The organism is Nocardia sp. 852002-51101_SCH5132738, from assembly GCF_001665695.1.
GTDB classification, from domain to species: Bacteria; Actinomycetota; Actinomycetes; order Mycobacteriales; family Mycobacteriaceae; genus Nocardia; species Nocardia nova.
In genome coordinates this window covers 63,316-86,749 of sequence record NZ_LZML01000157.1, presented here as the reverse complement: position 1 = coordinate 86,749, position 23,434 = coordinate 63,316, and the positions used below count along the sequence as shown (strand labels likewise).

23 protein-coding genes and 1 pseudogene are annotated in these 23,434 nt (G+C 67.4%); 15 read left to right on the top strand and 9 right to left on the bottom strand.

All coding sequences use genetic code 11. The features are described 5' to 3' along the window. Positions 1-5: 5 nt before the first annotated feature. Positions 6-428 (bottom strand): PPOX class F420-dependent oxidoreductase, encoded by a 423-nt coding sequence (locus tag A5789_RS24000; protein ID WP_063012297.1) that lies wholly within the window; start codon positions 426-428, stop codon positions 6-8. Positions 429-578: 150 nt separating this feature from the next. Here A5789_RS24000 and A5789_RS23995 point away from each other — a divergent pair, with 150 nt between their 5' ends. The 3 genes and pseudogenes from A5789_RS23995 to A5789_RS38055 form a co-directional block, all read left to right on the top strand. Further along, positions 579-1,064 carry a methylated-DNA--[protein]-cysteine S-methyltransferase gene (locus A5789_RS23995; protein ID WP_064903029.1) on the top strand — a complete coding sequence of 162 codons (486 nt, stop codon included), beginning with the start codon at positions 579-581 and terminating at the stop codon, positions 1,062-1,064. Then, on the top strand, positions 1,054-1,806 hold the full coding sequence (locus A5789_RS23990; protein WP_064903027.1) for a 2OG-Fe(II) oxygenase: 753 nt from the start codon (positions 1,054-1,056) through the stop codon (positions 1,804-1,806). The genes A5789_RS23995 and A5789_RS23990 overlap by 11 nt, the downstream gene beginning before the upstream one ends. 23 nt (positions 1,807-1,829) lie before the next feature. After that, a pseudogene (locus tag A5789_RS38055) lies at positions 1,830-2,105 on the top strand (Ada metal-binding domain-containing protein); the annotation flags it as partial. Here the strand turns inward: A5789_RS38055 and A5789_RS38050 are convergent. Next, positions 2,106-2,483, bottom strand: a complete 378-nt coding sequence (locus tag A5789_RS38050) for a hypothetical protein (protein WP_030516063.1) — start codon at positions 2,481-2,483, stop codon at positions 2,106-2,108. A gap of 374 nt (positions 2,484-2,857) precedes the next feature. On the opposite strand from A5789_RS38050, the gene A5789_RS23980 reads away from it, so the two are divergent. Then, positions 2,858-3,562, top strand: a complete 705-nt coding sequence (locus A5789_RS23980; RefSeq protein ID WP_063012151.1) for a VIT family protein — start codon at positions 2,858-2,860, stop codon at positions 3,560-3,562. Positions 3,563-3,587: 25 nt separating this feature from the next. Here A5789_RS23980 and A5789_RS36855 read toward each other — a convergent pair whose 3' ends face one another. Together A5789_RS36855 and A5789_RS23975 are read right to left on the bottom strand one after the other, a co-directional pair. Beyond that, positions 3,588-3,761, bottom strand: coding sequence for a hypothetical protein (locus A5789_RS36855; protein ID WP_156055668.1), 174 nt, complete (start codon positions 3,759-3,761; stop codon positions 3,588-3,590). Positions 3,762-3,879: 118 nt separating this feature from the next. Further along, the gene (locus A5789_RS23975) at positions 3,880-4,878 is read right to left on the bottom strand and encodes an acyl-ACP desaturase (protein ID WP_064903026.1); all 999 of its coding nucleotides are present in this window, start codon (positions 4,876-4,878) and stop codon (positions 3,880-3,882) included. Between the two features lie 218 nt (positions 4,879-5,096). Between A5789_RS23975 and A5789_RS23970 the strand changes: the two genes are divergently transcribed. The 3 genes from A5789_RS23970 to A5789_RS23960 all read left to right on the top strand — a co-directional run bounded on the left by A5789_RS23970 (position 5,097) and on the right by A5789_RS23960 (position 8,668). Continuing rightward, positions 5,097-6,341 (top strand): KasA/KasB family beta-ketoacyl-ACP synthase, encoded by a 1,245-nt coding sequence (locus tag A5789_RS23970; protein WP_064903024.1) that lies wholly within the window; start codon positions 5,097-5,099, stop codon positions 6,339-6,341. A gap of 97 nt (positions 6,342-6,438) precedes the next feature. Continuing rightward, positions 6,439-8,304, top strand: coding sequence for a long-chain-fatty-acid--AMP ligase FadD32 (gene fadD32 / locus A5789_RS23965; protein ID WP_155525530.1), 1,866 nt, complete (start codon positions 6,439-6,441; stop codon positions 8,302-8,304). A gap of 163 nt (positions 8,305-8,467) precedes the next feature. Then, positions 8,468-8,668 (top strand): hypothetical protein, encoded by a 201-nt coding sequence (locus tag A5789_RS23960; protein ID WP_030516058.1) that lies wholly within the window; start codon positions 8,468-8,470, stop codon positions 8,666-8,668. Positions 8,669-8,722: 54 nt separating this feature from the next. Here A5789_RS23960 and A5789_RS23955 read toward each other — a convergent pair whose 3' ends face one another. Continuing rightward, positions 8,723-9,889 (bottom strand): thiolase family protein, encoded by a 1,167-nt coding sequence (locus tag A5789_RS23955; protein ID WP_063012146.1) that lies wholly within the window; start codon positions 9,887-9,889, stop codon positions 8,723-8,725. Between the two features lie 221 nt (positions 9,890-10,110). On the opposite strand from A5789_RS23955, the gene A5789_RS23950 reads away from it, so the two are divergent. The 4 genes from A5789_RS23950 (at position 10,111) to A5789_RS23935 (ending at position 15,671) form a co-directional block, all read left to right on the top strand. Beyond that, positions 10,111-11,625, top strand: a complete 1,515-nt coding sequence (locus A5789_RS23950) for a hypothetical protein (RefSeq protein WP_064903022.1) — start codon at positions 10,111-10,113, stop codon at positions 11,623-11,625. Positions 11,626-11,670: 45 nt separating this feature from the next. Next, a complete protein-coding gene (locus A5789_RS23945; RefSeq protein WP_064903020.1) occupies positions 11,671-12,510 on the top strand; it encodes a DUF72 domain-containing protein in 840 nt (279 codons plus the stop codon). 99 nt (positions 12,511-12,609) lie between these two features. Then, complete coding sequence (locus A5789_RS23940; RefSeq protein WP_063012140.1) at positions 12,610-13,122, top strand: MarR family winged helix-turn-helix transcriptional regulator; 513 nt, start codon at positions 12,610-12,612, stop codon at positions 13,120-13,122. Beyond that, entirely contained in the window at positions 13,119-15,671 is a 2,553-nt protein-coding gene (locus A5789_RS23935; RefSeq protein ID WP_064922692.1) for an MFS transporter, read from the top strand. Before A5789_RS23940 ends, A5789_RS23935 begins: the two co-directional genes overlap by 4 nt. Here A5789_RS23935 and A5789_RS23930 read toward each other — a convergent pair. Then, positions 15,644-16,120: a hypothetical protein gene (locus tag A5789_RS23930; RefSeq protein WP_063012136.1), complete on the bottom strand. Its 477-nt coding sequence runs from the start codon at positions 16,118-16,120 to the stop codon at positions 15,644-15,646. The genes A5789_RS23935 and A5789_RS23930 overlap by 28 nt on opposite strands. A gap of 387 nt (positions 16,121-16,507) precedes the next feature. Between A5789_RS23930 and A5789_RS23925 the strand changes: the two genes are divergently transcribed. The 3 genes from A5789_RS23925 to A5789_RS23915 are packed head-to-tail and all read left to right on the top strand — an operon-like array spanning position 16,508 to position 19,961. After that, complete coding sequence (locus A5789_RS23925; RefSeq protein WP_036524955.1) at positions 16,508-17,557, top strand: helix-turn-helix transcriptional regulator; 1,050 nt, start codon at positions 16,508-16,510, stop codon at positions 17,555-17,557. Beyond that, entirely contained in the window at positions 17,554-18,957 is a 1,404-nt protein-coding gene (locus A5789_RS23920) for a pyridoxal phosphate-dependent aminotransferase (protein WP_064902183.1), read from the top strand. The genes A5789_RS23925 and A5789_RS23920 overlap by 4 nt, the downstream gene beginning before the upstream one ends. Next, positions 18,954-19,961, top strand: coding sequence for a hypothetical protein (locus A5789_RS23915; RefSeq protein ID WP_064902184.1), 1,008 nt, complete (start codon positions 18,954-18,956; stop codon positions 19,959-19,961). The genes A5789_RS23920 and A5789_RS23915 overlap by 4 nt, the downstream gene beginning before the upstream one ends. Here A5789_RS23915 and lipB read toward each other — a convergent pair. The 3 genes from lipB to A5789_RS38045 form a co-directional block, all read right to left on the bottom strand. Beyond that, a complete protein-coding gene (lipB, locus tag A5789_RS23910; RefSeq protein WP_064902185.1) occupies positions 19,919-20,554 on the bottom strand; it encodes a lipoyl(octanoyl) transferase LipB in 636 nt (211 codons plus the stop codon). The genes A5789_RS23915 and lipB overlap by 43 nt on opposite strands. Before the next feature lie 47 nt (positions 20,555-20,601). Then, positions 20,602-21,831, bottom strand: coding sequence for a DUF475 domain-containing protein (locus tag A5789_RS23905; RefSeq protein ID WP_082940915.1), 1,230 nt, complete (start codon positions 21,829-21,831; stop codon positions 20,602-20,604). A gap of 122 nt (positions 21,832-21,953) precedes the next feature. Further along, the gene (locus A5789_RS38045) at positions 21,954-22,448 is read right to left on the bottom strand and encodes a transglycosylase SLT domain-containing protein (RefSeq protein ID WP_227462666.1); all 495 of its coding nucleotides are present in this window, start codon (positions 22,446-22,448) and stop codon (positions 21,954-21,956) included. 451 nt (positions 22,449-22,899) lie between these two features. On the opposite strand from A5789_RS38045, the gene A5789_RS23895 reads away from it, so the two are divergent. Further along, positions 22,900-23,427 carry a MarR family winged helix-turn-helix transcriptional regulator gene (locus tag A5789_RS23895; RefSeq protein WP_227462665.1) on the top strand — a complete coding sequence of 176 codons (528 nt, stop codon included), beginning with the start codon at positions 22,900-22,902 and terminating at the stop codon, positions 23,425-23,427. Positions 23,428-23,434 lie beyond the last annotated feature (7 nt).

Genomic DNA, 23,434 nt, shown 5'->3' with positions numbered 1-23,434 from the left:
GCCGGTCAGCTCGCCCAGGGGCCGACGCCGCCGATCTTGTCGATCCGTACGCGGGTCAGCAGTCCCGGCGGTGCGTCGGCAGGAGGGAAGTTCAGACCCGGTGCGGCGAGCACGGCGGCCAGTTCCTGCAGCAGTTCGGGCGCCCCGCCCTCGACGATGCGCGCGGTGCCGGTGACCGACAGATACGGCCGCATGAACTCGCTGGGCTGATCCGAGACGATGGTCAGCGCCACTCGCGGATCGCGGCGCACGTTGCGCACCTTCAGATATTCGCCGAGATGTGCGCTGACCAGCTCGTCGCCCTCGGGAGTGGACTGCAACGCCACCCAGACGACGGAAATCTGCGGGCTGCCGTCGGCGTTCAGGGTGACCAGGGTCGCGTTGGCGCCGGCGCCGACGAATTCGCGCGCGGAATCGGGGAGTCGCATATCCGGTCCGACGCCTGCGCGAATCATTTCATTCCCGCAATGCGCGCACCCGCCGCGCGGTTCGGACGCGATGTCGGATTTCCGCCGGTATTCGATCCGGGGCTCCGGCAGATTGGGGAGCGTACGGATCGAATACCGAAAGGATCAGCAATGACGGTCTACACGACGACGGCGAGTCCGCTCGGTGAGCTCATGCTCGTCGGCGAGGTGCGCCCGGGTGGTGTCGCCCTCACCGCCCTGTCCATCGCGGGCGGGAAAGGTGCTGTAGCGCAACCTGATTGGGCCGAGGATCGCGCACCGTTCGAATCGGTCGTGTGCCAGCTAGACAGCTACTTCGCCGGGCAGCGCACCCGCTTCGAACTCGACTATGCGGTCGAGGGCAGCGAATTCCGGCGTCGGGTGTGGCAGGCGCTCGACGACATCCCGTACGGCCGCACGGTGACCTACGGTGACATCGCAGCCCGGGTCGGTGCGCCGCGGGCTGCGGTGCGGGCGGTCGGGGCCGCGATCGGTGCCAACCCGGTTCTGATCGTGCGACCGTGCCACCGGGTGATCGGCGCGAACGGCCGCCTGACCGGCTACGCGGGCGGACTCGAGCGCAAGCGGCAACTGCTGGAGCTCGAACATGCCGCGTGAAAACGGTCCGGCACCGACCGGACCGGGGCTCACCGCGACGTCGTTCGGCGCTCGGGTGGATGCGCAGGACTGGACGCGGATGGCGGAGGACCTCGACGAGCACGGGTACGCGCTCAGTGGCAGCCTGCTGAGCGCGGACGAATGCCGCTCGCTCGCGGCCCTGTACGGCGAGGACCACCGCTTCCGCTCCACCATCGAGATGTCGCGCCACCGTTTCGGGTCCGGCGAATATCGCTACTTCACCCACGATCTGCCTCCGGTGGTCTCCGAGTTGCGCGCCGCGCTGTATCCGAAACTGCTGCCCATCGCGCGGATGTGGGCGCAACGACTGGGCCGTCCCGGTTCGTGGCCGGACGAGTTGGACGACTGGATCGCCCAGTGCCACCGGGCCGGGCAGAACCGCTCGGCGCAGATTCTGCTGCGCTACGGCTCGGGCGATTGGAACGCGCTGCATCGAGACCTCTTCGGCGACATGATCTTTCCACTGCAGGTGGTGGTCGGACTGGATGCCGCCGACTCGGACTACACCGGCGGCGAATTCCTGATGGTCGAACAGCGCCCGCGCGCCCAATCCCGCGGCGCGGCAGTCACTCTGCCGCAGGGGCACGGGCTGGTCTTCACCACCCGCGAGCGCCCGGTACGGTCCGCCCGCGGCTGGTCGGCCGCGCCCATGCGCCACGGCGTGAGCGTGGTGCGCAGCGGGCACCGCCATACCCTCGGCCTCGTTTTCCACGATGCGTGAGGGCGGCGTCGACAGGGGTGTCGATGGATGACGGGGACCGTGCTCCGGCGCGGTATTACGTGCTGCTCGGCTCCGACGCCGTGCCGTACCGCAGCCCGACCGCGGGCACGGTCGGCGGGCATCGGCGTCAGCGCATCTACGGGCGGCTGGACTGCCCGGCGGCACTGCGCGCCCTGCGCCGCGGCAACTACGCCGCATACCGGGTGTTCTTCGCCGACGAGGCCACCGCCGTCGCCGCCGGATACCGGCCGTGCGCGCGGTGTCTGCCGGAGGCGTATCGGCGCTGGAAATCCGCGCGCTCAGATGCTGCGCTGCCGCCGCCGGATCGGCGGCCGGGGCGGACCGATGTGCCGGTGCACCAATTGCAGGGCGGCCAGCAGGATCAGCGAGAATCCGGTGGACAGGTAGTCCTCGGTCAGCACGCCGAGCACGGCCAGGCCGCCGAAGACCGGTAGTTCCAGCCAGGAGCACCAGGCCAGTAGTCGTAGCCGGGAGGCGTGGGAATCGAGCCAGGCCAGTCCGTCGTCGACGATGTCGGCGGCCGTGTCGAACTCGACCAAACCGTCGCCCACCTGCACGAACCGATGTACCGCCTGCTCGCGACTGATCCGCCCCAGCCACACCTCGTCGATGAGCCGCTTACCTTCGACCGCAACTTCCGTGACGACCGCGTCCATTCTGCGCCAGTCCCTTTCCAGTTGGTCTCGCAAAGTGTAAGCGCCGAGAGTCGCAATCACCCCGCAATCCGGCCCTCTCATGGCTGGGTGGCGCACACCACCCGGCCGGGACCGCCCCCGGTCCCCGGGCGATCGACGCGAATCGGACAGCGCCGCAACCCGTGCGGGTCCTGCCGGGCGACATCGCCGAAAGTCTTGGCGACGAACGCAATTCGATATCCGGCACGATAATCGGCGGAGTGTTCCGGCTTTTCGAAATAAGGTATGGGATACCTTCCTGTGCAATGGTTTACCTAAATTCGGGCAGCCTTTCTTTGCTGGCGAGGAAAAGGCGGCCGGGTTATTTTTGTCTGGTGCAAGCGGATACGGCGGTAATGGAGAGTGTGGTCCGGCCGGAAACTCACGGACCGGGTTTGTCGGTACGACTGAATTGGCTGCGGGCCGGGGTGCTGGGTGCCAACGACGGAATCGTCTCCGTCGCAGGGATTGTCGTGGGTGTGGCGGCCGCCACTACGTCGACGTCGGCGATCGTCACCGCGGGCGTCGCGGGACTCGCGGCGGGCGCGGTGTCGATGGCATTGGGCGAGTATGTGTCGGTGAGCACACAGCGCGACAGTGAGCGCGCGGTGCTGGACGTGGAACGGCGGGAACTCGCCGAGGACCCGGCGGGTGAACTCGCCGAGCTGGCCGCCATCTACGAGGGCAAGGGCCTGACGCCGGCCACCGCGTGGAAGGTCGCCGAGGAGTTGACGGCCAAGGACGCGTTCGCCGCCCATGCCGAGGCCGAATTGGGCATCGATCCGAGCGAACTGACCAACCCGCGGCATGCCGCGCTTTCGTCGGCCTCGGCGTTCACCATCGGGGCGCTGCTGCCGCTGCTGGCCATGCTGGTACCGGCGGCGATCCGGGTTCCGGTCACCGCGACGGCGGTTCTGGTGGCACTGGCCGCGACCGGCGCCATCGGCGCCCGTCTGGGGCAGGCGCCGGTGGGGCGCGCGACGATTCGCGTGCTGGCGGGCGGTGCGCTGGCGATGGCGACGACCTATGTGGTCGGCCACCTGGTCGGTATCGCGGTCTAGCGGGCGGTCGGGGCGGCAGGCGAAATCAACGGTTCCGGAACCGGTTTCCCACGCGCAGCCGGTCCATGACCGCGCGCATCTTGGCTTGCCGGTGCGGATCGCCGATCCGGAATTCGACGTGCACGACGGGATGGGATGCGTCGATCAGCGCCACGGTTTCGCGGTCCGTGGAGTGAGCAGCGCGGGGTGAAGCGGTCATAACTCCCAGTGTGCACCCGCGGCTATTTTCTGGCAATGTGTTCTGCCGCTCTGTCGCTTTCGAAACCCAATCGAAATGCTCGGGGATGCAGTCGCTTACACCGCGGCGCTGCCGCCGCTCACGACCGGGAGCCCACCAGCTCCCGTTTGCGGGCCGCCCGGGCCAGCGCCCGGTCCCGCTGTTCTTCGAAACGCGCACAATCGTTTCGCAGTTTCTCCAGGAATTCCCCGAGGGTATTGCGGGCCCGGTCGCCGCGCGCGGTGAAGTCGTTGCGATCGAACACATTCCACTTGCGCAACACCGGCATCACCACTTCCTCCAGATGCTGGCGCAGATCGTAGATTCCGTGTTTTGCCATCAGCACGCCGTTGCGCCGCCAATCCGGCATTCCGGCGCCCGGCATCTGGAAATTGCACACGATATCGGAAATCGCCTCCAGCGCCTGGTCGGGCGCCAGATCCAAAGCCGCCGCGCACATATTGCGGTAGAAGATCATGTGCAGGTTCTCGTCCGCGGAGATGCGCGCCAGCATGCGGTCGGCGACCGGATCGTCACAGACCTTCCCGGTGTTGCGATGTGAGACGCGGGTGGCCAGTTCCTGGAAGGTCACATAGGCGACCGAGTGCAGGAATCCGGTGTCGGCCCGCTCCACCACGCTGGCCTTGTCGCTTTCGCGCACGAGTTTCATCGCGTCGTAACCGTTGGTCATGTGGACCATCCGGGCCCGTTCCAGGGCCACGGGGTCGACCGCGCGGGTCACGACCAGATAGTCGCGAATCACGATGCCGTGCCGGTTCTCCTCGGCCGTCCAGCGTCCCACCCAGGTTCCCCAGGCGCCGTCGGTGGAGAAGTTCTCGGCGATCTCGCGATGGTAGGACGGCAGATTGTCCTCGGTGAGAAGATTCGTGACCATCGCGGCGCGGGCGACCTCGCTCAGCCGTGACTGGGCGGGGTCCCAATCGGTTCCGCCGAGGGCCGCGAAATTGCGTCCCGCATCCCACGGGACGTAGTCGTGCGGATGCCACGTCTTCGCCATCGACAGATGCCGATGCACGTTGCTCTCCGCCACGGGCTCGAGTTCCAGTAGCAACTCGAGTTGGGTGAGATTCCTGACCACGGTGTTGCCCTTCCTCGTTGTGGATCGCCGTGCGACGCTGCGGGAGGAAACCGGTACAGTGCAGTCACGACCGGGTTGCCGGGTGGCACTCAGGGCTGTGCCGGTCGTGTTTCGTCTCGCTAATGTAGCCGCTCCACCGCCACCGTTGTCGCTCCAGCTTGTATTCGCCGCAGTGTTGCCCCTGTTCCGCAGTGTTGCCTGTCGAAAGTGAGCCGAGAATGACGGTTTCCAGCCGTATGCGCTACCGCGACGTCGTCGTCACCAGCCTGGCCGCGACCACGTCCATCGCCGGTGATGTCGACTCCACGTGGAAGGGACTGTTGAACGGTGAGAGCGGAATCGACGTACTCGACGACGGTTTCATCGACCAGTTCGAACTTCCGGTCCGCATCGGCGGTCACCTCAAGGTCGTTCCGTCCACCGTTCTGAGCCGTGAGGAGACCCGCAGGCTGTCCTACGTCGAGCAGATGGCATTGGTGCTGGGGCGTGAGGTGTGGCGCAACGCCGGTGCGCCCGAGGTCGATCCGGTGCGGCTCGGCGTCTCCATCGGCACCGGGCTCGGTGGTGTGGAGGCGCTCATCGACGTCAAGGACAAGATGGCCAACGGCGGATATCGCCGGGTCAGCCCGCTCGCGGTCCAGATGATCATGCCCAACGGCGCGGCCGCGGTGGTCGGGCTGGAATTGGGCGCCAAAGCCGGTATCGCGACCCCCGTTTCGGCGTGTTCCTCGGGGTCGGAGGCCATCGCCAACGCGTGGAAGATGATCGTGATGGGCGACGCCGACGTGGTCGTGACCGGCGGTGTGGAGGGGTCGATCCAGGCCGTGCCGATCGCCGCGTTCACCATGATGCGGGCGATGAGTACGCGCAACGACGATCCGAAACGCGCCTCGCGTCCCTTCGACACCGATCGTGACGGATTCGTCTTCGGTGAGGCCGGCGCGATGATGGTGCTCGAATCCGAGGAACACGCCCGGGCTCGCGGCGCCACCGTGCATGCCCGGCTGCTCGGCGCCGGCCTCACCTCCGACGGTTTCCACCTGGTGGCGCCGGATCCGGACGGCACGGGCGCGGCGCGGGCCATCACCCGCGCGCTGCAGACCGCCGGATTGTCGAAAACCGATGTGGGACATGTGAACGCGCATGCCACCGCCAACCCGATCGGCGACACCGCGGAGGCCCGTGCCATCGCCGCGGCGGTCGGCAATCACGCCTCGGTCTACGCGCCGAAATCGGCGCTGGGACATTCCATCGGCGCCGTCGGGGCACTGGAATCGGTGCTCACGGTGCTGTCCATTCGCGACTGCGTCGTCCCGCCCACCCTCAACCTGGACAACCAGGATCCGGATGTCGATCTGGACATCGTCAAGGGCCAGGCCCGGGCGGGGCGGATCGACTACGCGGTCAACAATTCCTTCGGATTCGGCGGCCACAACGTGTCGTTGACCTTCGGCCGGTATTGAGTTGCCCGCCGGAGCTCCGCCGAGTGCGGGCTCCGGGCTTTCGTTCCTGCGTGACTGTTCGTGCGTGACGTTCGTGCGTGAAAAGGATGAGGGAATGATCGGCGAGACCTTCGATGACTATCTGGACGAACACGGCAACATCAAGATCCTGGGCGATGCGACCCTGATCGAATTCGTCGACAAGCACAGTGCGGCGAACGGGGACGAGCTGGCCTACCGCTACATCGACTATTCGCGCGAGCGCGACGGTGAGTACCACGAGCTAACCTGGCGTCAGTTCGGTGCGCGGTTGCGGGCGGTGGCGGCCCGGTTGCAGCAGGTGACCCGGCCGCGGGATCGAGTGGCCATTCTGGCGCCGCAGGGCCTGGACTACGTGGTGGCGATGTTCGCGGCGGTGTACGCGGGCAATATCGCTGTACCGCTGTTCGATCCGGACGAACCCGGCCACACCGACCGGCTGCACGCCGTCCTCGGCGACTGCCGGCCGACCGCGATTCTGACCGCGAGTTCCGCGGCGGCCGGGGTGCGCGAATTCTTCCGCGGCATGCCGACGGGTCAGCGTCCGCGCATCATCGCCGTCGACGCGATTCCCGACAGCGTCGGCGCGGGCTGGACCGAACCGGATATCAATATCGACAGCGTCGCGTATCTGCAGTACACCTCCGGTTCCACCCGCACGCCCGCCGGCGTGGAGATCACGCATCGCTCGGTCGGCACGAATCTGCTGCAGATGATCGACGCGCTCGGCATCGACGAAACCGCCCGCGGCGTCACCTGGTTGCCGCTGTTCCACGACATGGGCCTGCTGTGTGTGATTCTGCCGGCGATCGGCGGCAAGTTCATCACCATCATGTCGCCGAGTGCGTTCGTCCGGCGGCCCTATCGCTGGATCAAGGAGTTGGCCGCCGCCTCCGACGGCGCCGCAACCTATGCCGCCGCACCGAATTTCGCGTTCGAGCACGCCGCGACGCGCGGACGCCCGAAGGCGGGTGAGCACCTCGATCTGTCGAATGTGATCGGTCTGATCAACGGCAGTGAGCCGGTGTCGGTGTCGTCGATGGCGAAATTCAACGATGCCTTCATGCCCTACGGATTGCCGAAGACGGCGATCAAGCCGTGTTACGGGATGGCCGAGGCCACCCTGTTCGTGTCGGCCACCCGGCGTGAGGACGCCGCGCGGGTCGTCTACGCCGACCGCACCCGCCTCAATGCCGGAGACCTCGTCGAGGTCGCCCCGGACGCGGAAGACGCCGTGGCACAGGTGTCCTGCGGATATGTGGCGCGTTCACAGTGGGCGGTGATCGTCGACGACAACGGCGCCGAACTGCCGGACGGCCGGGTGGGCGAGATCTGGTTGCACGGGGAGAACATGGGCATCGGCTACTGGGGCCGTGCCGAGGAGACCGAGGCGACCTTCCACAATCGGCTCAGCGCCCGGCAGCCCGCCGCCAGCCGTGCCGAAGGCGCTGCGCCACAGGCATATTGGATGCGCACCGGGGACTACGGCGTGTATCACGACGGCGAGTTGTACATCACCGGCCGGGTCAAGGATCTGGTGATCGTCGACGGGCGCAACCACTATCCGCAGGATCTGGAGATGTCGGCACAGGAGTCGTCGGCCGCACTGCGGCCGGGTTTCGTGGCGGCGTTCTCGGTTCGCGGTGACGAGCTGCCCGCCGAACTCGCCGCCTCCGGGGACGGAGGCGAACATCTGGTAATCGTGGCCGAACGGGGAAGTGGCACAGCGAAACTCGATACAGGGCCGGTGGCGGAGGTGGTGCGGGCGGCGATTTCGGCGCGCCACGGGGTCATCGTGCGCGAACTGCTCCTGGTGCCGGCCGGATCGATTCCGCGCACGTCGAGCGGGAAGATCGCCCGACGTGCCTGTAAGGCCGCATATCTGACGGGAACCCTGCGCGGCGGCCACCGCCAGCAGGCATTCCCGGACGTCTCCGACGACTAGCCGTGGCGGAGCGGGGGAGGCTGATTAGGTGAGGCAATCCTCGTGTGCCCGTTGAGATGTCCTCTGGGCACCGGATTGTCCGGTACTTGTCCGTCGGCGACACCCCGTTGCGGAGTTACCGTGTAGCTACATCAACATGTAGAACCGGATATGGGGCAATGTCATGGAGTTGTCTACCGATTATCTCATTGTGGTGATGGCACATTCGGCGCCCACCCGGCCATTGACAGTGGAGCGTGCGCATCAGGTGATGCAGTTGCACACCGATTGTTCGACCGACGGCTGCGGTATCAAGCAGGCGGCGTTCGACGCGCTGGTAACCGCCGGGCATATCGTGCCCGACAGTTGCCGGCGCCGCGGGTAGCGTGCGTCGGTCGGCGTCGGGGACGCCGACCGGCACACGTGATCCGATCGATCCTCAGAGTCGTTCGATGACGGTGGCGTTGGCGAGACCACCGGCCTCGCACATGGTCATCAGGCCGTAGCGGCCACCCGACTGTTCGAGGTGGTTGACCAGCGTCGCGAGGATGCGGACGCCCGAGGCGCCGAGCGGATGCCCCAGTGCGATGGCGCCGCCGCGGGGGTTCAGCTTGGCCGGGTCGGCGTTCAGTTCGTGCGCCCACACCAGCGGGACCGGCGCGAAGGCCTCGTTCACCTCGTAGGCGTCGATGTCGTCGATCGACAGGCCGCCGCGCGCCAGCACTTTCCGGGTCGCGGGGACGACCGCGGTCAGCATCAGCAGCGGGTCGTCGCCGGTGACGGCGAAGGAATGGAAGCGGGCGCGCGGGCGCAGGCCGAGTGCGGCGGCCTTTTCCTCACTCATGATCAGGGCCGCGGAGGCGCCGTCGGTGAGCGGGGAGGAGTTGCCCGGCGTGATGGACCAGTCGATCTCGGGGAAGCGGGCCAGGTACTGGTCGTCGGCGAAGGCGGGACGCAGACCGGCCAGGCCCTCGACCGTGGTGGACGGGCGAATGGTCTCGTCGGCCTGCAGGGTTCCGGCCGCGACGATCTCGCGATCGAACCCGCCCGAAGCGGCGGTCTCGGCGGCCAGCCGGTGCGACCGGGCCGCGAATTCGTCCAGTGCGGCGCGGTCGAACTTCCACCGCGCGGCGATCACCTCTGCCGAAATACCCTGCTGCACAAGCCCTTCGGGGTAGCGATGGGCGATCGGACCGCGATTGGCGTCGGCGCCCTGGCCGTTGGAGAACATCGGCACCCGCGACATCGACTCCACACCGCAGGCGATGGCGATGTCGTAGGCGCCGGCGATCACGCCCTGAGCGGCGAAGTGCGCGGCCTGCTGACTGGAGCCGCACTGGCGGTCGACGGTGGTAGCGGGGACGGCCTCCGGAAATCCGGCCGCGAGCACCGCCGTACGGGCGATGTTGAACGCCTGTTCCCCGCTCTGCGTCACGCAGCCGGCGATCACATCGTCGACCAGCGCCGGATCCAGGTCGTTGCGTGCGACCAGGTCGGACAGCACTCCGGCCAGCAGGGTGGCCGGGTGGACCTGGGACAGGCCGCCACCGGTTTTTCCCTTACCGGACGGGGTCCGGACGACATCGACGACGACTGCCGTGGTCATAGCCACTCCGATCGATCAAAGTTACTCGAGGTTCTGCTATAAGTTAACACCGATTCGCTTCTTTTCCGAGAGTGGGCCCGGTCTGCGGGCGGTCTGCGGCCCGGCGGCGGCGCGGCACGCGGGCGTCGTCGGCTGCTGCGCGGTCCCCGGATGTGGCAGACTCGGCACGGCACGATGCGGCCGGTCGACGACCGTATGTGGAAGGTGATGCGGGAGTTGGGATGGCGAGTGCGCTGAGCGCGATCGAACAGCAGGTGGCCGACCACAGACGGGCCGCCGCTCAGGAACGATCGGCCGAGGCCGAACTGCGCCTGGCGACGTCGCTGTGCGAGCTGGCCAAGGCCTGCCTGGACACCAAGACCGAAGGCGCCGACCGCGACCGCGCGCCCGCAGCGCTGGAACCCGCCCAGGAGGCGGTGCTGATCCGGCTGCACTGGCTGACCGCCGGTCATGTGACCGCGCAATTCGCCGGGCAGGTCACCGAGGCGTTGCGATTGTTCGAACAGGCCGCCCGCACCATCGGCCATCGTGAACTGGCCACCGCGACCATCCGCCAGGCCTGCGACGCGTATCACCAAGTGGCGCAGAACTATCCGATGGCGGCCGGGGTGTGCGCCGACGGTCTGTCCAAATGCGGGGTGTGGCTGTGCCGGCTGGATCCCGAGTCGGCGGTGGCGGCCAGTGCAGAGGCGGTGCGTATTCGCGCGGGCCTGTTCGCCGCCAATCCCGATCAGGCGGGCCGCTATCTGGCCAGCCTGAACATGCTGCTGCGCACCCTGATGATCGGCCGCGCGCGCAAACAGGCGCTGGCGATGTATCGCGAACGGTATTCCGCGTGGACCACGCCGGAGATGACCACGCGGTTGCGTGAGACCTCGATCGACGAACTCGAATTCACCAGCAAAACCCATGGCGCCCTGGTGAAATTGGAATGCCCGACGCTCGAACGCGCCGGATATCTCACCCAGCAGCAGATCCTCTACCAAACCGCCGGCGATCTGACCACGATCGAGGAGATCAACTGGAAGCTCGGCCTGGTCGGGCTCAAACCCCTCGCCGCCGGTGCGCTGGCGGACCCGCCGTCCAAGCCCATGGAGATCGCCACCTCCTACGGTGCGTTGAGCGTGCGCTGCGCCGCCGCCGACGCGGTGGCCCGGGTGCGCGCGGCGGTGATCGAGGCCTATGCCGCCGACGGCGCGCATCCGGTGGACAGCAGCGCCTTCGCCGGGGTCGGCGAAACCCATTGGCATATGCCCGATCCCGTCCTCAACGCCGCTCCGAACCTCGATGACGATGTGGTGCTGCTGCAGCGCGCGGGCAGCTGGGTGCATGTGCTGAGCCTGTTCTGGGAACTCGCGCCCACCGGGAAAAACCCTCTGGCGCTGCGGCTTTCGCGGCAGTGGCCGGTGCTCGCGGTCAACACCATCGAGAATCTGACCTACGAATTGTGCTGGTACGCCGACGGTGCCGCGCGACAGTTCGCCGCTCTGGGCCGCCCGGCCGGACAGGAGCCGCTGGATACTCCGCTGGCGCCGTTGGACTTCGCGATGCTCGCCGACTACGGCGCCGACTACGCCTCCGAAACCCAGGTCCGGGCGGCGTTCGGCAACTCCGGCATGTTCGCCAAGCTGACCAACCTGCCCGCCAGTGGAATCCGGCAGGCGGGGCAGGCGCGTGCCCTGGCCGATTACGGCGACCAGATCCTGTTCTTCCGCGGTGGCACGCGGCAGGACTGAGCTGCCCCGCGTTCCCTGTCACCGCGGGCGGTTACCGTCGACACCATGACACTCTCGGTCGGATGCGCGCAGTGGACCCACGAGGCGTGGCGCGCGTATCAGCCGGATTCGCGGCGGCGACTGGGCGGTTATGCCCGGTACTGCACCGCGGTGGAGGGCAACACCACCTTCTACGCGACGCCGAGTCCGGCCACCGTGCGGTCGTGGGTCGAGCAGACGCCCGAGGATTTCCGATTCGTGCTCAAGCTGCCGAGGACCATCACCCACGAACGCCGGATGCGCGGTGCGGAAACGGAATTGGCGGAATTCCTGCGCGCGGTGGAACCGCTGGGGCCGCGCATCCACGCGCTCTGGGCGCAATTGCCGGCCTCGTTCGGGCCGGACGATCTCGGCGTGCTCGCCGGACTGCTGCAGCGCCTGCCGCGCCGGTACCGCTGCGCGGTCGAGGTGCGCCACCGCGCGTTCTTCGCCGATCCCGAGGCGGCCGACCGGCTGGAGTACGTGCTGGAACGGGTTGGTGCCGAATGGATTCCGTTCGACACCACCACCCTGTTCGCCGCACCGTCGCGCAGCCCGGCCGAGTACGAGGCGAGCGCGAAGAAGCCGCGCCTGCCGCGCCGCTTGCGCGCACTGACCGACTATCCGATCGTGCGGTATCACGGCAACGACGATGTCGAGGCGACCGTCGCCGGCTGGCGGCCGTGGCGCGACCTCGTCGTCGAGTGGTTGCGGGAAGGGCGGTCGCCGACGGTATTCGTCCACACTCCCGACAATGCGGATTCGCTACTGCTGGCCCGGCGGTTCTACGATGACGTGCGGTCCGCCGGCGCGGAACTGCCGGCCCTCGTGGATCCGGCGCCGATCGAGCCGATGACCCTGTTCTGAACGAAATGAACCACCGCCGTACGCCGTCTGTATAGTTGGCGTCGGCAACTACTTGTACGCGCTAAGCAAGTCTGCAGATCTGGGAAAAGGGGACACCCGATGACCGCTGCCGGCCTTGACCGCACCGTCACTGCCACAGCGCTCGACGACGCCGATCGACTAGGCGCCCAACTGATCCGGTTCGTACGCGCGGTGAATCGCGCCAAGACGCAGCTGTCCAAGACCGGCCCGGACGGACTGGAGAAGCTCGCCTACGCCATGCTCTTCTGTCTGGTTCACGACGGACCGCAGCGGACGGGCAAGCTGGCCGAGCAATTGCACGCCGAGATCTCCACCATCAGCCGGCAGACCAGATCTCTCGTGGCACACGGCCTGGTCGAGCGTCGCGCCGATCCGATCGACGGCCGGGCATGCGTACTGGCCGCGACCGACGAGGGTGTCCGGGTGTTCGCCGAGAATCGGCGCTTGCGCAACCTTTGGATCGCCGAGGTGATGGCCGATTGGCCAGACGCGGACAGGTCCACGCTGATCGCATTGCTCGACCGGCTCAACTGCGGTATCGAATCAACCCCGCCATCGACGGCCGAACCGAAACAGGGCTTGGAAATATGACCACTTCGACCACCCGGGAGCCGGCGGCGCAGCCGGCCCCGGGCGCCGCGCCGGGCACACTCTCGCATCGGCAGGTTCTGACTATTTTGTCCGGTTTGTTGCTGGGGATGTTCTTGGCGGCGCTGGATCAGAATATTGTGAGTGTGGCGATTGTCCGGATCGCGAATAGTTTGCATGGTTTCGATCAGCAGGCGTGGGCGACGACGGCGTATTTGATCACGGCGACGATTTCGACGCCGTTGTACGGCAAGTTGGCCGATATTTATGGGCGTAAGCCGTTTTATTTGCTGGCGATCGGTATTTTCGTGGTGGGGTCGGCGGCGTGTACGTTCGCGACGTCGATGTACGAGTTGGCGGCGTTCCGGGCGTTCCAGGGTTTGGGCGCCGGTGGCCTGATGTCCTTGGCGTTCACCATCATCGGCGATATCGTGCCCGCTCGCGAACGCGTGCGGTATCAGGGCTACTTCATGATGGTGTTCGGCACCGCGACGGTCGCCGGCCCGGTGCTCGGCGGCTTCTTCTCCGATTACGACACGTTGTGGGGGATCGACGGCTGGCGCTGGGTGTTCCTGGTGAATGTGCCGATCGGCGTGCTCGCGCTGGCCGTGGTCGCGAAGGTGCTCAACGTGCCGCACGAGCGGCAGCGGCATCGCGTGGACTGGTTCGGCGCGATCGCGCTGGCGATCTGTGTGGTGCCGTTGCTGATCGTCGCCGAACAGGGCCGCGGCTGGGGCTGGGAATCGCCGCGGGCGCTGCTCTGCTACGGGATCGGCGCCGCCGGCCTGGTGTTGTTCCTCCTCGTGGAATTCCTGATGAAGGACGCCGCGCTGATTCCGTTGCGGCTGTTCCGGAATTCGACGTTCTCCATCACCATTCTGGGCGGTTTCATCGTCGGTATCGCGATGTTCGGCGCGATCAGTATGGTGCCGCTGTATCTGCAAGTGGTGCGTGGTTATTCGCCCACCAAGGCGGGATTGCTGATGCTGCCGCTGGTGCTGGGCATCATGATCGGCTCGCTGATCGCCGGGCAGATCACCAAGCTCACCGGCCGGTACAAGATCCTGCCCGTGCTGGGTACTTTCGTCATCGCGTGCGGGGCGGCGCTGTACGCGCAGGTGCATTACGACAGCCCGCTCTGGCAACCGCTGGTGTACAGCGCGGTCATCGGCTTCGGACTCGGTGGCTGTATGCAGACGTTGATCATCGCGGCGCAGAATGCCGGTCCGCGGTCGGATATGGGTGTGTCCACGGCGTCGGCGACATTCTTCCGGCAGATGGGGGGCACGCTGGGTGTCGCGGTCTTCCTGACGATTCTGTTCAATCTGTTGCCGCACAAGATCATCGACGCCTTCGGTGGTGTGCTGCCACCCGGATTCGACGCCGGGAAACTCGACCAGTTGCAGGCCAACACCAGCGGCATCGCGGCGCTGCCGGCGCAGGTGCGCGATCCGATTCTCATCGGCTTCACCGAATCCCTGCACGGCGTCTTCTACGCCGCTGCCGGGGTGGCGTTGCTGGCCTGTGTGGTGTTGCTGTTCATGAAAGAGATTCCGCTGCAGGACAGTCCGACGCCACCGGCGCAGCCGCAGCGCGCGGAGTCGGCACCGGACGAGCCGACCGTGCTCGACCTCGACACGGCGCCCGACGACGACGCCGAGACGGCCGGGTCGGAGCCGGAGGCCTGGGAGCGAGAGCCGTTGTGGGAGGACGACGAGGGAGCCGCCCGGCCGGAACCGGCACCCGCCGGAACGGGGGCGCACGCCGCGTTCCCGGAGAGCGCCGGCGACGCGCCCCTGTCCGGACGCATTCACCGCGAAGACGGGCAACCGGTATCCGGCGCGGCGCTGACCCTGATCGACCAACGGGGACATCAGGTTTCCCGAGCCGCGACCGACGGCGCGGGCGCCTACCGCCTGAGCGCGCCGGACCAGGGGAACCATGTGCTGATCGTTTCCGCCGAGGGGCATCAGCCCGCCGCGGTGAACGTCGCGATCGGTGCCGAGCCGCAGACGGCCGACCTCACCCTGCTGGGCGCCGGGGAGCTGTCCGGCATCGTCACCGAGGGGCCGGGCCGGCCCCTCGCGGACGTGACCGTCACGCTGACCGATCGGCGGGGGGAGGTCGTCGGTGCGGCGGTGACCGGACCCGACGGCGCCTACGCCTGTCACGGCATCGTCGCCGGCACCTACACCCTGGTCGCGGTCGCCGGACATCGCAGGCCCGATGCCACGACGTTGACCGTGCCCGCGACCGGCATGCTGCGTTATGACATCGAACTCGCGCCGACGGCGGTGCTGTCGGGCCGGGTGCGCTCCGAGCGCGGCCCGGTCGCCCATGCCCACGTCGCGGTGCTGGACTCGGGCGGCACGGTGGTGGCCGCCGCGTTGACGGACGGCGACGGTCGCTACCGGATCGACGATCTTCCCGCCGGGGACTACACGGTGGTGGGTCGCGGCTATCCGCCCGCCAGTGCGCGCGTCGCGGTCGACGGCGAGCGGAGCGCCCACGACCTGCGGCTCTGCTACGACGGCGCCGCCGACAGATCGTGATCGGTATGCCGCGGCCGGTGCGGCGAGACCGGGGTGCGGTGGGCGTGCGGTAGGTGTGGGTGGCCTCGGACCGGGCCGTATTCGGTGGTGCTCGCCCCCCTGTCGCCCGGCCCGATATCCCCGGGCTCGATATCGTCCGGTCCGATTTCGCCGGATCGCAGGGCGGTGCGCTCGAGGACCCGGGCACACAGCCGGATCACCGCCTCGTCCAGGGTGATGCCGAGTTCGGCGGCGTGCAGGGTGGCCATCTCGACGGCCCCGAGGTCGTCCACGAAAGCCGGATCGGACAGGATCTCGTCGACGATCATGCCGCTCAGCGCCTGCTCCTGGGTCAGAAGCTCGCCGGGCAGCCAGCTCAGCAGCCACTGCCCGGGAAGTGAGGGCAGACGCTGGGCAGATTCCGGGGTGACATCGCTGGTCATCAACCAGTCGGTGATATGAAGCGTCATGGCATTCCCCTTCCACCAAGCCGGCCGCTGCGGCGGTCATTGCCGCTCCGATAAACGGAGAGCCGGTGGCTATAGCTAAATGCTAAGGACGGCTTTCCGGGGCTGTCAACTAAGCATCTGTGCTTATCTGAGATATCTTCGAGACCTCAATGCCCATCTTGAATCAGATATGCCCTGAGAATATCCGCATTGATTACCAGTGGTGGGTACGAAGGGGTGAAAGTTGGCTTCGCGGAAGCAGTTCGGGCGCCTTGTGGCAGAATCCGCGGCGGGCCCAGCGCATTCGAGTTATCGACGAGCGGTGTTCGAGGTGCGTTCATCGGAGTAATGAAAAATTGATGTTTAGCTGATGATGCAATGGGCCACATGTGATTAGAATTCCGCATCGTGACACAATCTGACCCAGACGGTGGCGAACGGATCGGCGAACTGGTGCGCCGACTCCGTATCGAGTCCGGTCTCACCCAGGCCGCGCTGGCCAAACAGGCGGACTGTTCACGCAGCCTCGTGCAGCAGATCGAGAACGGCACCCGGGTGCCGCCGCTGCCGCTGCGGGAACGTCTGAGTTCTGCGCTGGGGCAGGAACTTCCGATGGACGGCGTCGCCGGCTCGTCCGAACCCGGCGGGCATTACGACCTGCGGATGCGTTTCAACGTGCTCCTCGGCAAGGACCCCGCGGTGGTGGATCGGGTGCTGACGATCGCCCAGACCGTGCTCGACGCCCGGGGTGCGCGCGAGGAGGTGGAGCCGCTGCGCCTCATCGCCGCCCGCCAGCTCGAACGCGCGGAAGAGCTCCTGGCGCAGATACCTTCGCGCAGTGCGACGGTGTGGGAGTGGAATACGGTCAACGACTGGCTGACCATTCTGGAGCAGGCCGAGCAGTCCGTTCGCGCGATACACACCGCCGACCTGGGCACCATCGGTGGTGACGTCGGCGACGACTACCACGCCGCGATCGTGCGCCTCGCCGATTCGGTGCACGAGCCGCGAGTCACGGTGCGGCGCATGTACGTTCTGGATCGCATCGAGGATGTGTGGCCCTACGACGACAAGTTGTGGTGGCAGGCGCGCTCCGGTGTCGAGAGTGTGCTGGTCAAGCGTGAGCACGCGCGCAACGCGCAGAGCATGCTCGTCGTCGACGACCGATACGTCTGCGTAGGGGAATACGACTATTCGCGGCAGACCCGGGTCGCGACGCGTTTCTCGGTGCTCAAACATGATGTGGCATTCGCGGTCCGGCGCTTCGAGAAGCTCTACGACCTGCGGCGCATCGGTTCGGCGATCGTGGTCAACGATCTGCTGGCCGATCCCCGACTGGCCCGATTCGAGCGTCTGGGTGACGGCGAGGGACGGGAGCTGTTCCGCGAGACGCTCGTTCGAGCGTGGAACGAAATCCCGACGCCGGGCCAGGCGCCGCTGGAAACAGGGCGGCTGTGACGACCGGCCCCCGGCATGCCGAGCGCGCCGCCGCCGCGCTGATTCTGCGTTCGGAGGAGCGCAAGAAGGAACTGCGCCGGCAGCTGCCGGAGAGCGTGCCGTTTCTCGGCCGATCCGGTCGCCGGTACCACGGTGTGCTGGACGCTTATCACGGCGAGACCGGATTCGAGATCGATCCGGCGGCGGCGCGCGCCCTGCGGCGGGCGTGGAACGATCTGGCGCCCCATCGGATCCGGCGCCGCGGCCTGCCGGACTACGACAAGCGGCAACCGCTGGAGTTGCGGGAGTCGGCCGCCGCCCACCTGTTCGACCGGCTGCACCGCCCCGCCGACGGAGTGACCGGTGTCCGGGTCCGTCCCGAAGAGGTTGTCGTCTGCCCGTATTCGAGCATGCTGATGCTCGAGGAGGTGATCGCCACGGTCGTGCGGCCCGGCGGCGTGATCGTCTGTCCCGAGGGCTTCTACAAGAACTTCGCCACCCACATCGCGAAATTCGATGTGCGAGTGGTAGTTCCGGAGGCGACGCCGGACGACTCGTTCCGGATCGATCCGATGGCACTGGCCCGCGAACTGGAACGGCACGGTGACGCCGTCTGTGCCGTGCTGCTCACGCTGCCGGGCAATCCCGTCGTCACGCGGTACTCCTCGGACGAATTGCGCGAACTGGCGGCGGTTCTGGTCGCCGCCGATGTTCCGGTGGTCTGCGATATGGCCTTCGACCGGATCGTCGGCGGGCACATTCCGCTCGCCGCGCTGGAGGTGCCGACCGCGCAGGGCCCGGTCCGGCTGTACGACCGGATGGTGACCGTCACCGGTAATTCCAAGGGCTACAACGCCTTCGGCCCGTGCAAGCTCGGCGCGGCCTGCTCCGGGGACTCGCGGTGGCTGGAGCGTATCCGGGCGCGACTCACGATCGCTTTTCAGCGTGAGAGTACGCATCTGGTGCGCGCGGTGCTGGACCATACGCCCGACGCGTATTTCGAGCACAACCGCAAGCTGGTGCGCGAACAGTTCGACACCGCCTTGGAGCGGATCGCGGCGATCAATGCCGAATTCGGATCGAACACACTGCGGCCGCTGGGTTCCGGGGCCAGCATGTTCCTGTCCGTGGTCGCCGATTCCGCCCTCCTGGACGCGGCTGGGGTGGGCGACAGTGCCGCATTGGAGGATCTGCTGCTGGCCGGCGCGGGAATCGACGGCGTCGCGCTGGGCCGCACCGGATCACCGCGGCGGGGTGTGCGGCTCAACGTCCTCGCGCCCCGGCGCGGCCCCGGCACCGAGTCCAGGGAGTTGATCGACGAACTGTTCGACCGGCTCGGCGGGCTCGTCGCTGACCTGGCCGGTGGTGCCACCTACCGCGACATCCTGCGTCGGCGCGGTCTCGCGGAGCCACCGGCGTGATCGTCGGCGTGCTGCGCGAAACCGCCGCCCGGGAACGGCGGGTGGCGCTGACACCGGACGGTGTGCGATGCCTGACCGCGGCGGGGATGCGGGTCGTCGTGGAGGCGAATGCCGGGCGGGCGGCGGGCTTCGGCGACGCGGCCTACCGGTCCGCGGGGGCTGCCGTCGCAATAGATCCCGGCACCGTGGTCGCGGCCTGCGATGTGCTGGCGTGGGTAAAGCCGACGACCCACGATCTGCGCACGATGTCGCGGCGGCCGGACCTCACACTGATCGGCTTCCAGGACCCGCTGCGGCGAGCCCCGCAGATCGCCGAACTGCGTGAATTGGGTGTGGAATCGATTGCGTTCGAACTCTTTTCGCGCGAGTCCGGTGAATTGGACGCGCTCTCGGCGATGAGCCGGATCGCCGGCAGCGTGGCCTATCTCGCGGGCCGGCGGCTGGTGCCGCGCACCGTGCGCCGGCCGATCCGCTCACTGATCCTGGGGTGCGGCCAGGCGGGACTGTCCGCCGTCGCGGCGGCAGCCGCCTGCGGGGCCGAACCGCCGGTGGTGCTGGGGCGCCGGCCCGAACTGCGGCAGGCCCTGGATGCGCAGGGCCCCAATGTTTTTCACTGGTCCGGTGAGGTCGACGCCGCCTGGGTCCTGGAGCGGATCCGCGCGGACAAACCGGATCTGGTCTTCTGCGCCGCGGTGCGCCGTGGACAACGGGCGCCGCTGCTGGTCGACCGGACCGCACTCGACGCGCTCGGGGACGGTGCGGTCGTGGTCGACCTGACCGCCAAGGCCGGTGGCAACTGCGCGGCGACCGTCACCGACGCGACCGTGGTGCTGGGCAACGGCGTCGTGGTGACCCACCGCTCGAACTATCCGGCGCGCCGACCGGCCCCGGCCAGCCGGGCCTACAGCGCGGCGGTAACCGCGTCGATACTGCGACTGGCGGACTCCGGGCTGCCGGAGGCTCAGACGGCCGCGAACGCCTCCGCCACGATCGGCCGGACCTGATCCATTCGCGCGCCCGGCTGTTCGCGCCGCACCGACGTCATATCCACATCGGGCAGTCCGCAGGCGACGGCCCACTGCCACGGCTCCAGATCGCCGTCGACGTTCAGCGCGAATCCGTGACTGGTGACGCCGCGGCTCTGCCGCATGCCGATGGAGACGATCTTGCGGCCGGTCTCGACGGTCCACACGCCGGTGAGCAGCTCCGAACCCGGCGGGGTGTCGCGGCGTTGCGCCCGGATGCCCAGCCGGTCGAGTGCGGCGACCAGGCGGTGCTCGACCTCGCGTATGTAGTCCACCACGCCCTCGCCGTCCCCGAGTTTCACCACGAGATATCCGACCAGCTGTCCCGGGCCGTGATAGGTGAGCTGCCCGCCGCGGGTGGTCTCGACCACCGGAATCCCGTGGTCGGGGTCAGGGAGATGCGCACTCGGCGTCCGGCGCCCGATCGTATAGACCTGCGGGTGGCTCAGCAGCCACAACGTATCCGGTCGTTCATCGCGCTGGCGCTGTTCCACCAGTTCGGCCATGCGCTCCATGGCCTTGTCGTAGTCGACGAGTTCGTCCTGGATCAGTGTCAGCGGCCGCGACCTCATGCTCCGAGAATACGACCGGGGTCGACAGCGAACTCGCGCAGTAGTCGTCAGAACGCTTCGGTATTCAGCTTGTCCCGCGGCGGCAGCGCGTCGCCGGGCAGCCTGACCCGATCGATGGGGAACCCGGCGTCGAGGCTGGACAGCTTGCCGGTGTCGCCGCGCAGCGTCAGTTCGTCCCCGCCGAGGGACAGATGCTCCAGCTCGGTCTCGGTGGCGGCGGGCGCCGGGTGGCGCCGGTTGTGGACGATGCTGCTGAGGTAGGCCGCGGCGATGATCCCCACTCCCAGCAGGCCGGTGACCACCTCGTTCAGATGGTGGCCGGTGGAGACCAGCAGGATCGCCGCGAGCGCGCCGATCGCCCAGTGCGCACCGTGTTCGAGGTAGATGTACTCGGCCAGGGTGCCGCGCCGCACCAGGTAGACGGTGATCGAACGGACGAACATCGCGCCGATCAGACCCAGTCCCAAGGCGATGACGATCGGATCCGCACTGATGGCGAAGGCGCCGATCACGCCGTCGAAGGAGAACGAGGCGTCCAGCACTTCCAGATAGATGAAGCCGAAGAAGGCGGCGCGCCCGGTCAGAACGGCGGCGCGCGAGGGGCCTTGGCCGGGCTGCTCGTTCTCGAAATGCGCGCCGAGACCGTCGACGAGGAAGTAGGTGGCCATGCCCAGAGCGCCGGAGACCATGACGACGTCGGCCTTGTTGTTGGGGGCGAGCACACCGGCGGTGAGTACCAGCGCGATCAGCGCGATCACCACCGTGAACATCGAGAACCGCCCGATCCGCGCCAGCGGTCGCTCCAGCCAGCTCAGCCAGGTGACCTCACGCTGGGTGCAGATGTAGTTCAGGAACAGCAGCAGCAGGAACATGCCGCCGAAGGCGGCGATCTTCGGATTGGCGTCGTTGAGCAGCGTCTCGTAACTGGGCCGGCCGTCCGGAAAGAACGGCGCGCCGCCGGCGGGAGGGTTCATCGCCAGCCGCAGCGCCTCGATCGGGTCCAGATGCGCCCCGATCGCGACCACCACCAGTGGGAACACCAGGCGCATACCGAAGACCGCGATCACCATGCCCACGGTCAGGAAGATGCGCTGCCAGAACGCGCTCATCCGCTGCAGGACACTGGCATTGACCACCGCGTTGTCGAACGACAGTGATACCTCGAGAACGCCGAGGGCCGCGACCAGCACCACGGCCTCCGGCCCGCCGTACAGCAGCGCGACGACTAGAGACGCCGCGGCAACCAGGAACGACAGGGCGAAAACTCGCACGAACATGCCGATGCCTTTCGTCAATTCGACACCCGCGGGGGGTATGACCTCGCGGGTTACAGCATTCAGAGTGCTCGCAACCCTGCCTTCGATTGTGACAGTTGAAGTGGTCCGGCGACAATCGAGAGCTAGTACCAGTGGTGGGACTGCCAGAACGCCCAGGCTCCGTCGGGGCTGCCGTACCGCTCGACCATGTAGTCGTAGGTCCAGCGGATCTGGGTCACCGGGTTGACCATCCAGTCCACCCCGTGCGAGGCCATCCGCTCCGGCGGCAACGCCTGCCCGAGACCGTAGGCGCCCGATTCCGGATTGACCGCGAACGGATTCCAGCTGCTCTCGTGCGTGATCACGTTGTCGAACGACGGGAACTGCGGAGCCGGGACGATCGTCAGGGCGACCGTCTTCATCGGCAGGCCCAGCAGCAGACCCGCGGTGGCGGAACCGGAGGATCCCGCCGAACCCGAGGCCGAACCGGATGCCGATCCGGAGGTGTCGGCGCACGCGGGCCCGCAGTCGGCGCCGGCCGTCGCGGCGAGGGCCACCGGCGCGCCGACCAGCCACAGCGCGCAGAATGCGGCGAGAGCGGCGCGGCGAAGCTGAGGCGCCGGTGTCGTCTCGGTCACAATTTGGCCTGCGATCCGAGTGGGGTCGAAAGATGGCGGCGAGGTTGCCGAGTCGATCGGCGCTGCGAAGGCGGCCGGAAAATGCGTTGCGGAATCCGCGGTGTTCGGGGTCTGATTTGTCGGCTGGGCCGGAATTCGGGCGGGCTCGATTGGCGCAGACATGGTCAGCTCGGTCCTTCCGCGTCGACTTGCCGATCGATCAGAGTCGGAAATGCGACAGTTCGAGCAAACCATCGGTAATCACGGGATGTCCGGATTGCGCTCGGCGTGTCCGGCCCGGCGTTCCCGGGTGTGGGCCGGGGTACGTGCGAGTGGGTTCCGAACGTATGTATAGTTGGCCTCAGCAACTAGTTGTACATGCTAATCAAATGCGTCGTGGGGAGAAGGAAGCTCGGTCATGGTCGTCGATGCCCGTGATCCCCGTGTGAGCACGCGGGCCGAAGGCGGTAGCTTGCGTAACCATGTAGGCCCGGGCGAGCACGGCATCGAACACAGCGCCGGCGTCACCGAACAGGATGTGGCCGATCGACTCGGCGGCCAGCTGATCCGGTTGATGCGGGCGATCGGCAGAACCAAATCGCACATAGCCAAGTACGGTCCGGACGGTCTGGAGCGATCGGCCTATTCTGTACTGTTCTGCCTGGTCCACGACGGTCCGCAGCGGACGGGGAAGCTGGCGGACACCCTGCATACCGAAACATCGACCATCAGCAGGCAGACTCGATCGCTGGTGGCACACGGCCTGGTGGAACGCCGGGCCGACCCCGTGGACGGCCGGGCCTGCGTGCTGGCGCCCACCGCCGAGGGGGTGCGGGTCTTCGAGGAGAACCGTCGAAACCGCAACCGCTGGCTGGCCGAGGTGATGGCCGAGTGGCCCGCCGACGAACGGGCCAGATTGACCGATCTCCTCGAGCTGCTCGTCAGCGGCATCGAGGAATCCACAGCCGAAAAATCCACTGCAACAGCCGATTCGAATTAGGGCTTAC

What these genes read in the sequence shown, in the direction of transcription:
- A5789_RS24000 (WP_063012297.1), bottom strand. Translation starts at nt 428, where the DNA reads ATGCGACTCCCCGATTCCGCGCGCGAATTCGTCGGCGCCGGCGCCAAC.
- A5789_RS23995 (WP_064903029.1), top strand. Translation starts at nt 579, where the DNA reads ATGACGGTCTACACGACGACGGCGAGTCCGCTCGGTGAGCTCATGCTC.
- A5789_RS23990 (WP_064903027.1), top strand. Translation starts at nt 1,054, where the DNA reads ATGCCGCGTGAAAACGGTCCGGCACCGACCGGACCGGGGCTCACCGCG.
- A5789_RS38050 (WP_030516063.1), bottom strand. Translation starts at nt 2,483, where the DNA reads ATGGACGCGGTCGTCACGGAAGTTGCGGTCGAAGGTAAGCGGCTCATC.
- A5789_RS23980 (WP_063012151.1), top strand. Translation starts at nt 2,858, where the DNA reads ATGGAGAGTGTGGTCCGGCCGGAAACTCACGGACCGGGTTTGTCGGTA.
- A5789_RS36855 (WP_156055668.1), bottom strand. Translation starts at nt 3,761, where the DNA reads ATGACCGCTTCACCCCGCGCTGCTCACTCCACGGACCGCGAAACCGTG.
- A5789_RS23970 (WP_064903024.1), top strand. Translation starts at nt 5,097, where the DNA reads ATGACGGTTTCCAGCCGTATGCGCTACCGCGACGTCGTCGTCACCAGC.
- A5789_RS23960 (WP_030516058.1), top strand. Translation starts at nt 8,468, where the DNA reads ATGGAGTTGTCTACCGATTATCTCATTGTGGTGATGGCACATTCGGCG.
- A5789_RS23955 (WP_063012146.1), bottom strand. Translation starts at nt 9,889, where the DNA reads ATGACCACGGCAGTCGTCGTCGATGTCGTCCGGACCCCGTCCGGTAAG.
- A5789_RS23950 (WP_064903022.1), top strand. Translation starts at nt 10,111, where the DNA reads ATGGCGAGTGCGCTGAGCGCGATCGAACAGCAGGTGGCCGACCACAGA.
- A5789_RS23945 (WP_064903020.1), top strand. Translation starts at nt 11,671, where the DNA reads ATGACACTCTCGGTCGGATGCGCGCAGTGGACCCACGAGGCGTGGCGC.
- A5789_RS23940 (WP_063012140.1), top strand. Translation starts at nt 12,610, where the DNA reads ATGACCGCTGCCGGCCTTGACCGCACCGTCACTGCCACAGCGCTCGAC.
- A5789_RS23935 (WP_064922692.1), top strand. Translation starts at nt 13,119, where the DNA reads ATGACCACTTCGACCACCCGGGAGCCGGCGGCGCAGCCGGCCCCGGGC.
- A5789_RS23930 (WP_063012136.1), bottom strand. Translation starts at nt 16,120, where the DNA reads ATGACGCTTCATATCACCGACTGGTTGATGACCAGCGATGTCACCCCG.
- lipB (WP_064902185.1), bottom strand. Translation starts at nt 20,554, where the DNA reads ATGAGGTCGCGGCCGCTGACACTGATCCAGGACGAACTCGTCGACTAC.
- A5789_RS23905 (WP_082940915.1), bottom strand. Translation starts at nt 21,831, where the DNA reads ATGTTCGTGCGAGTTTTCGCCCTGTCGTTCCTGGTTGCCGCGGCGTCT.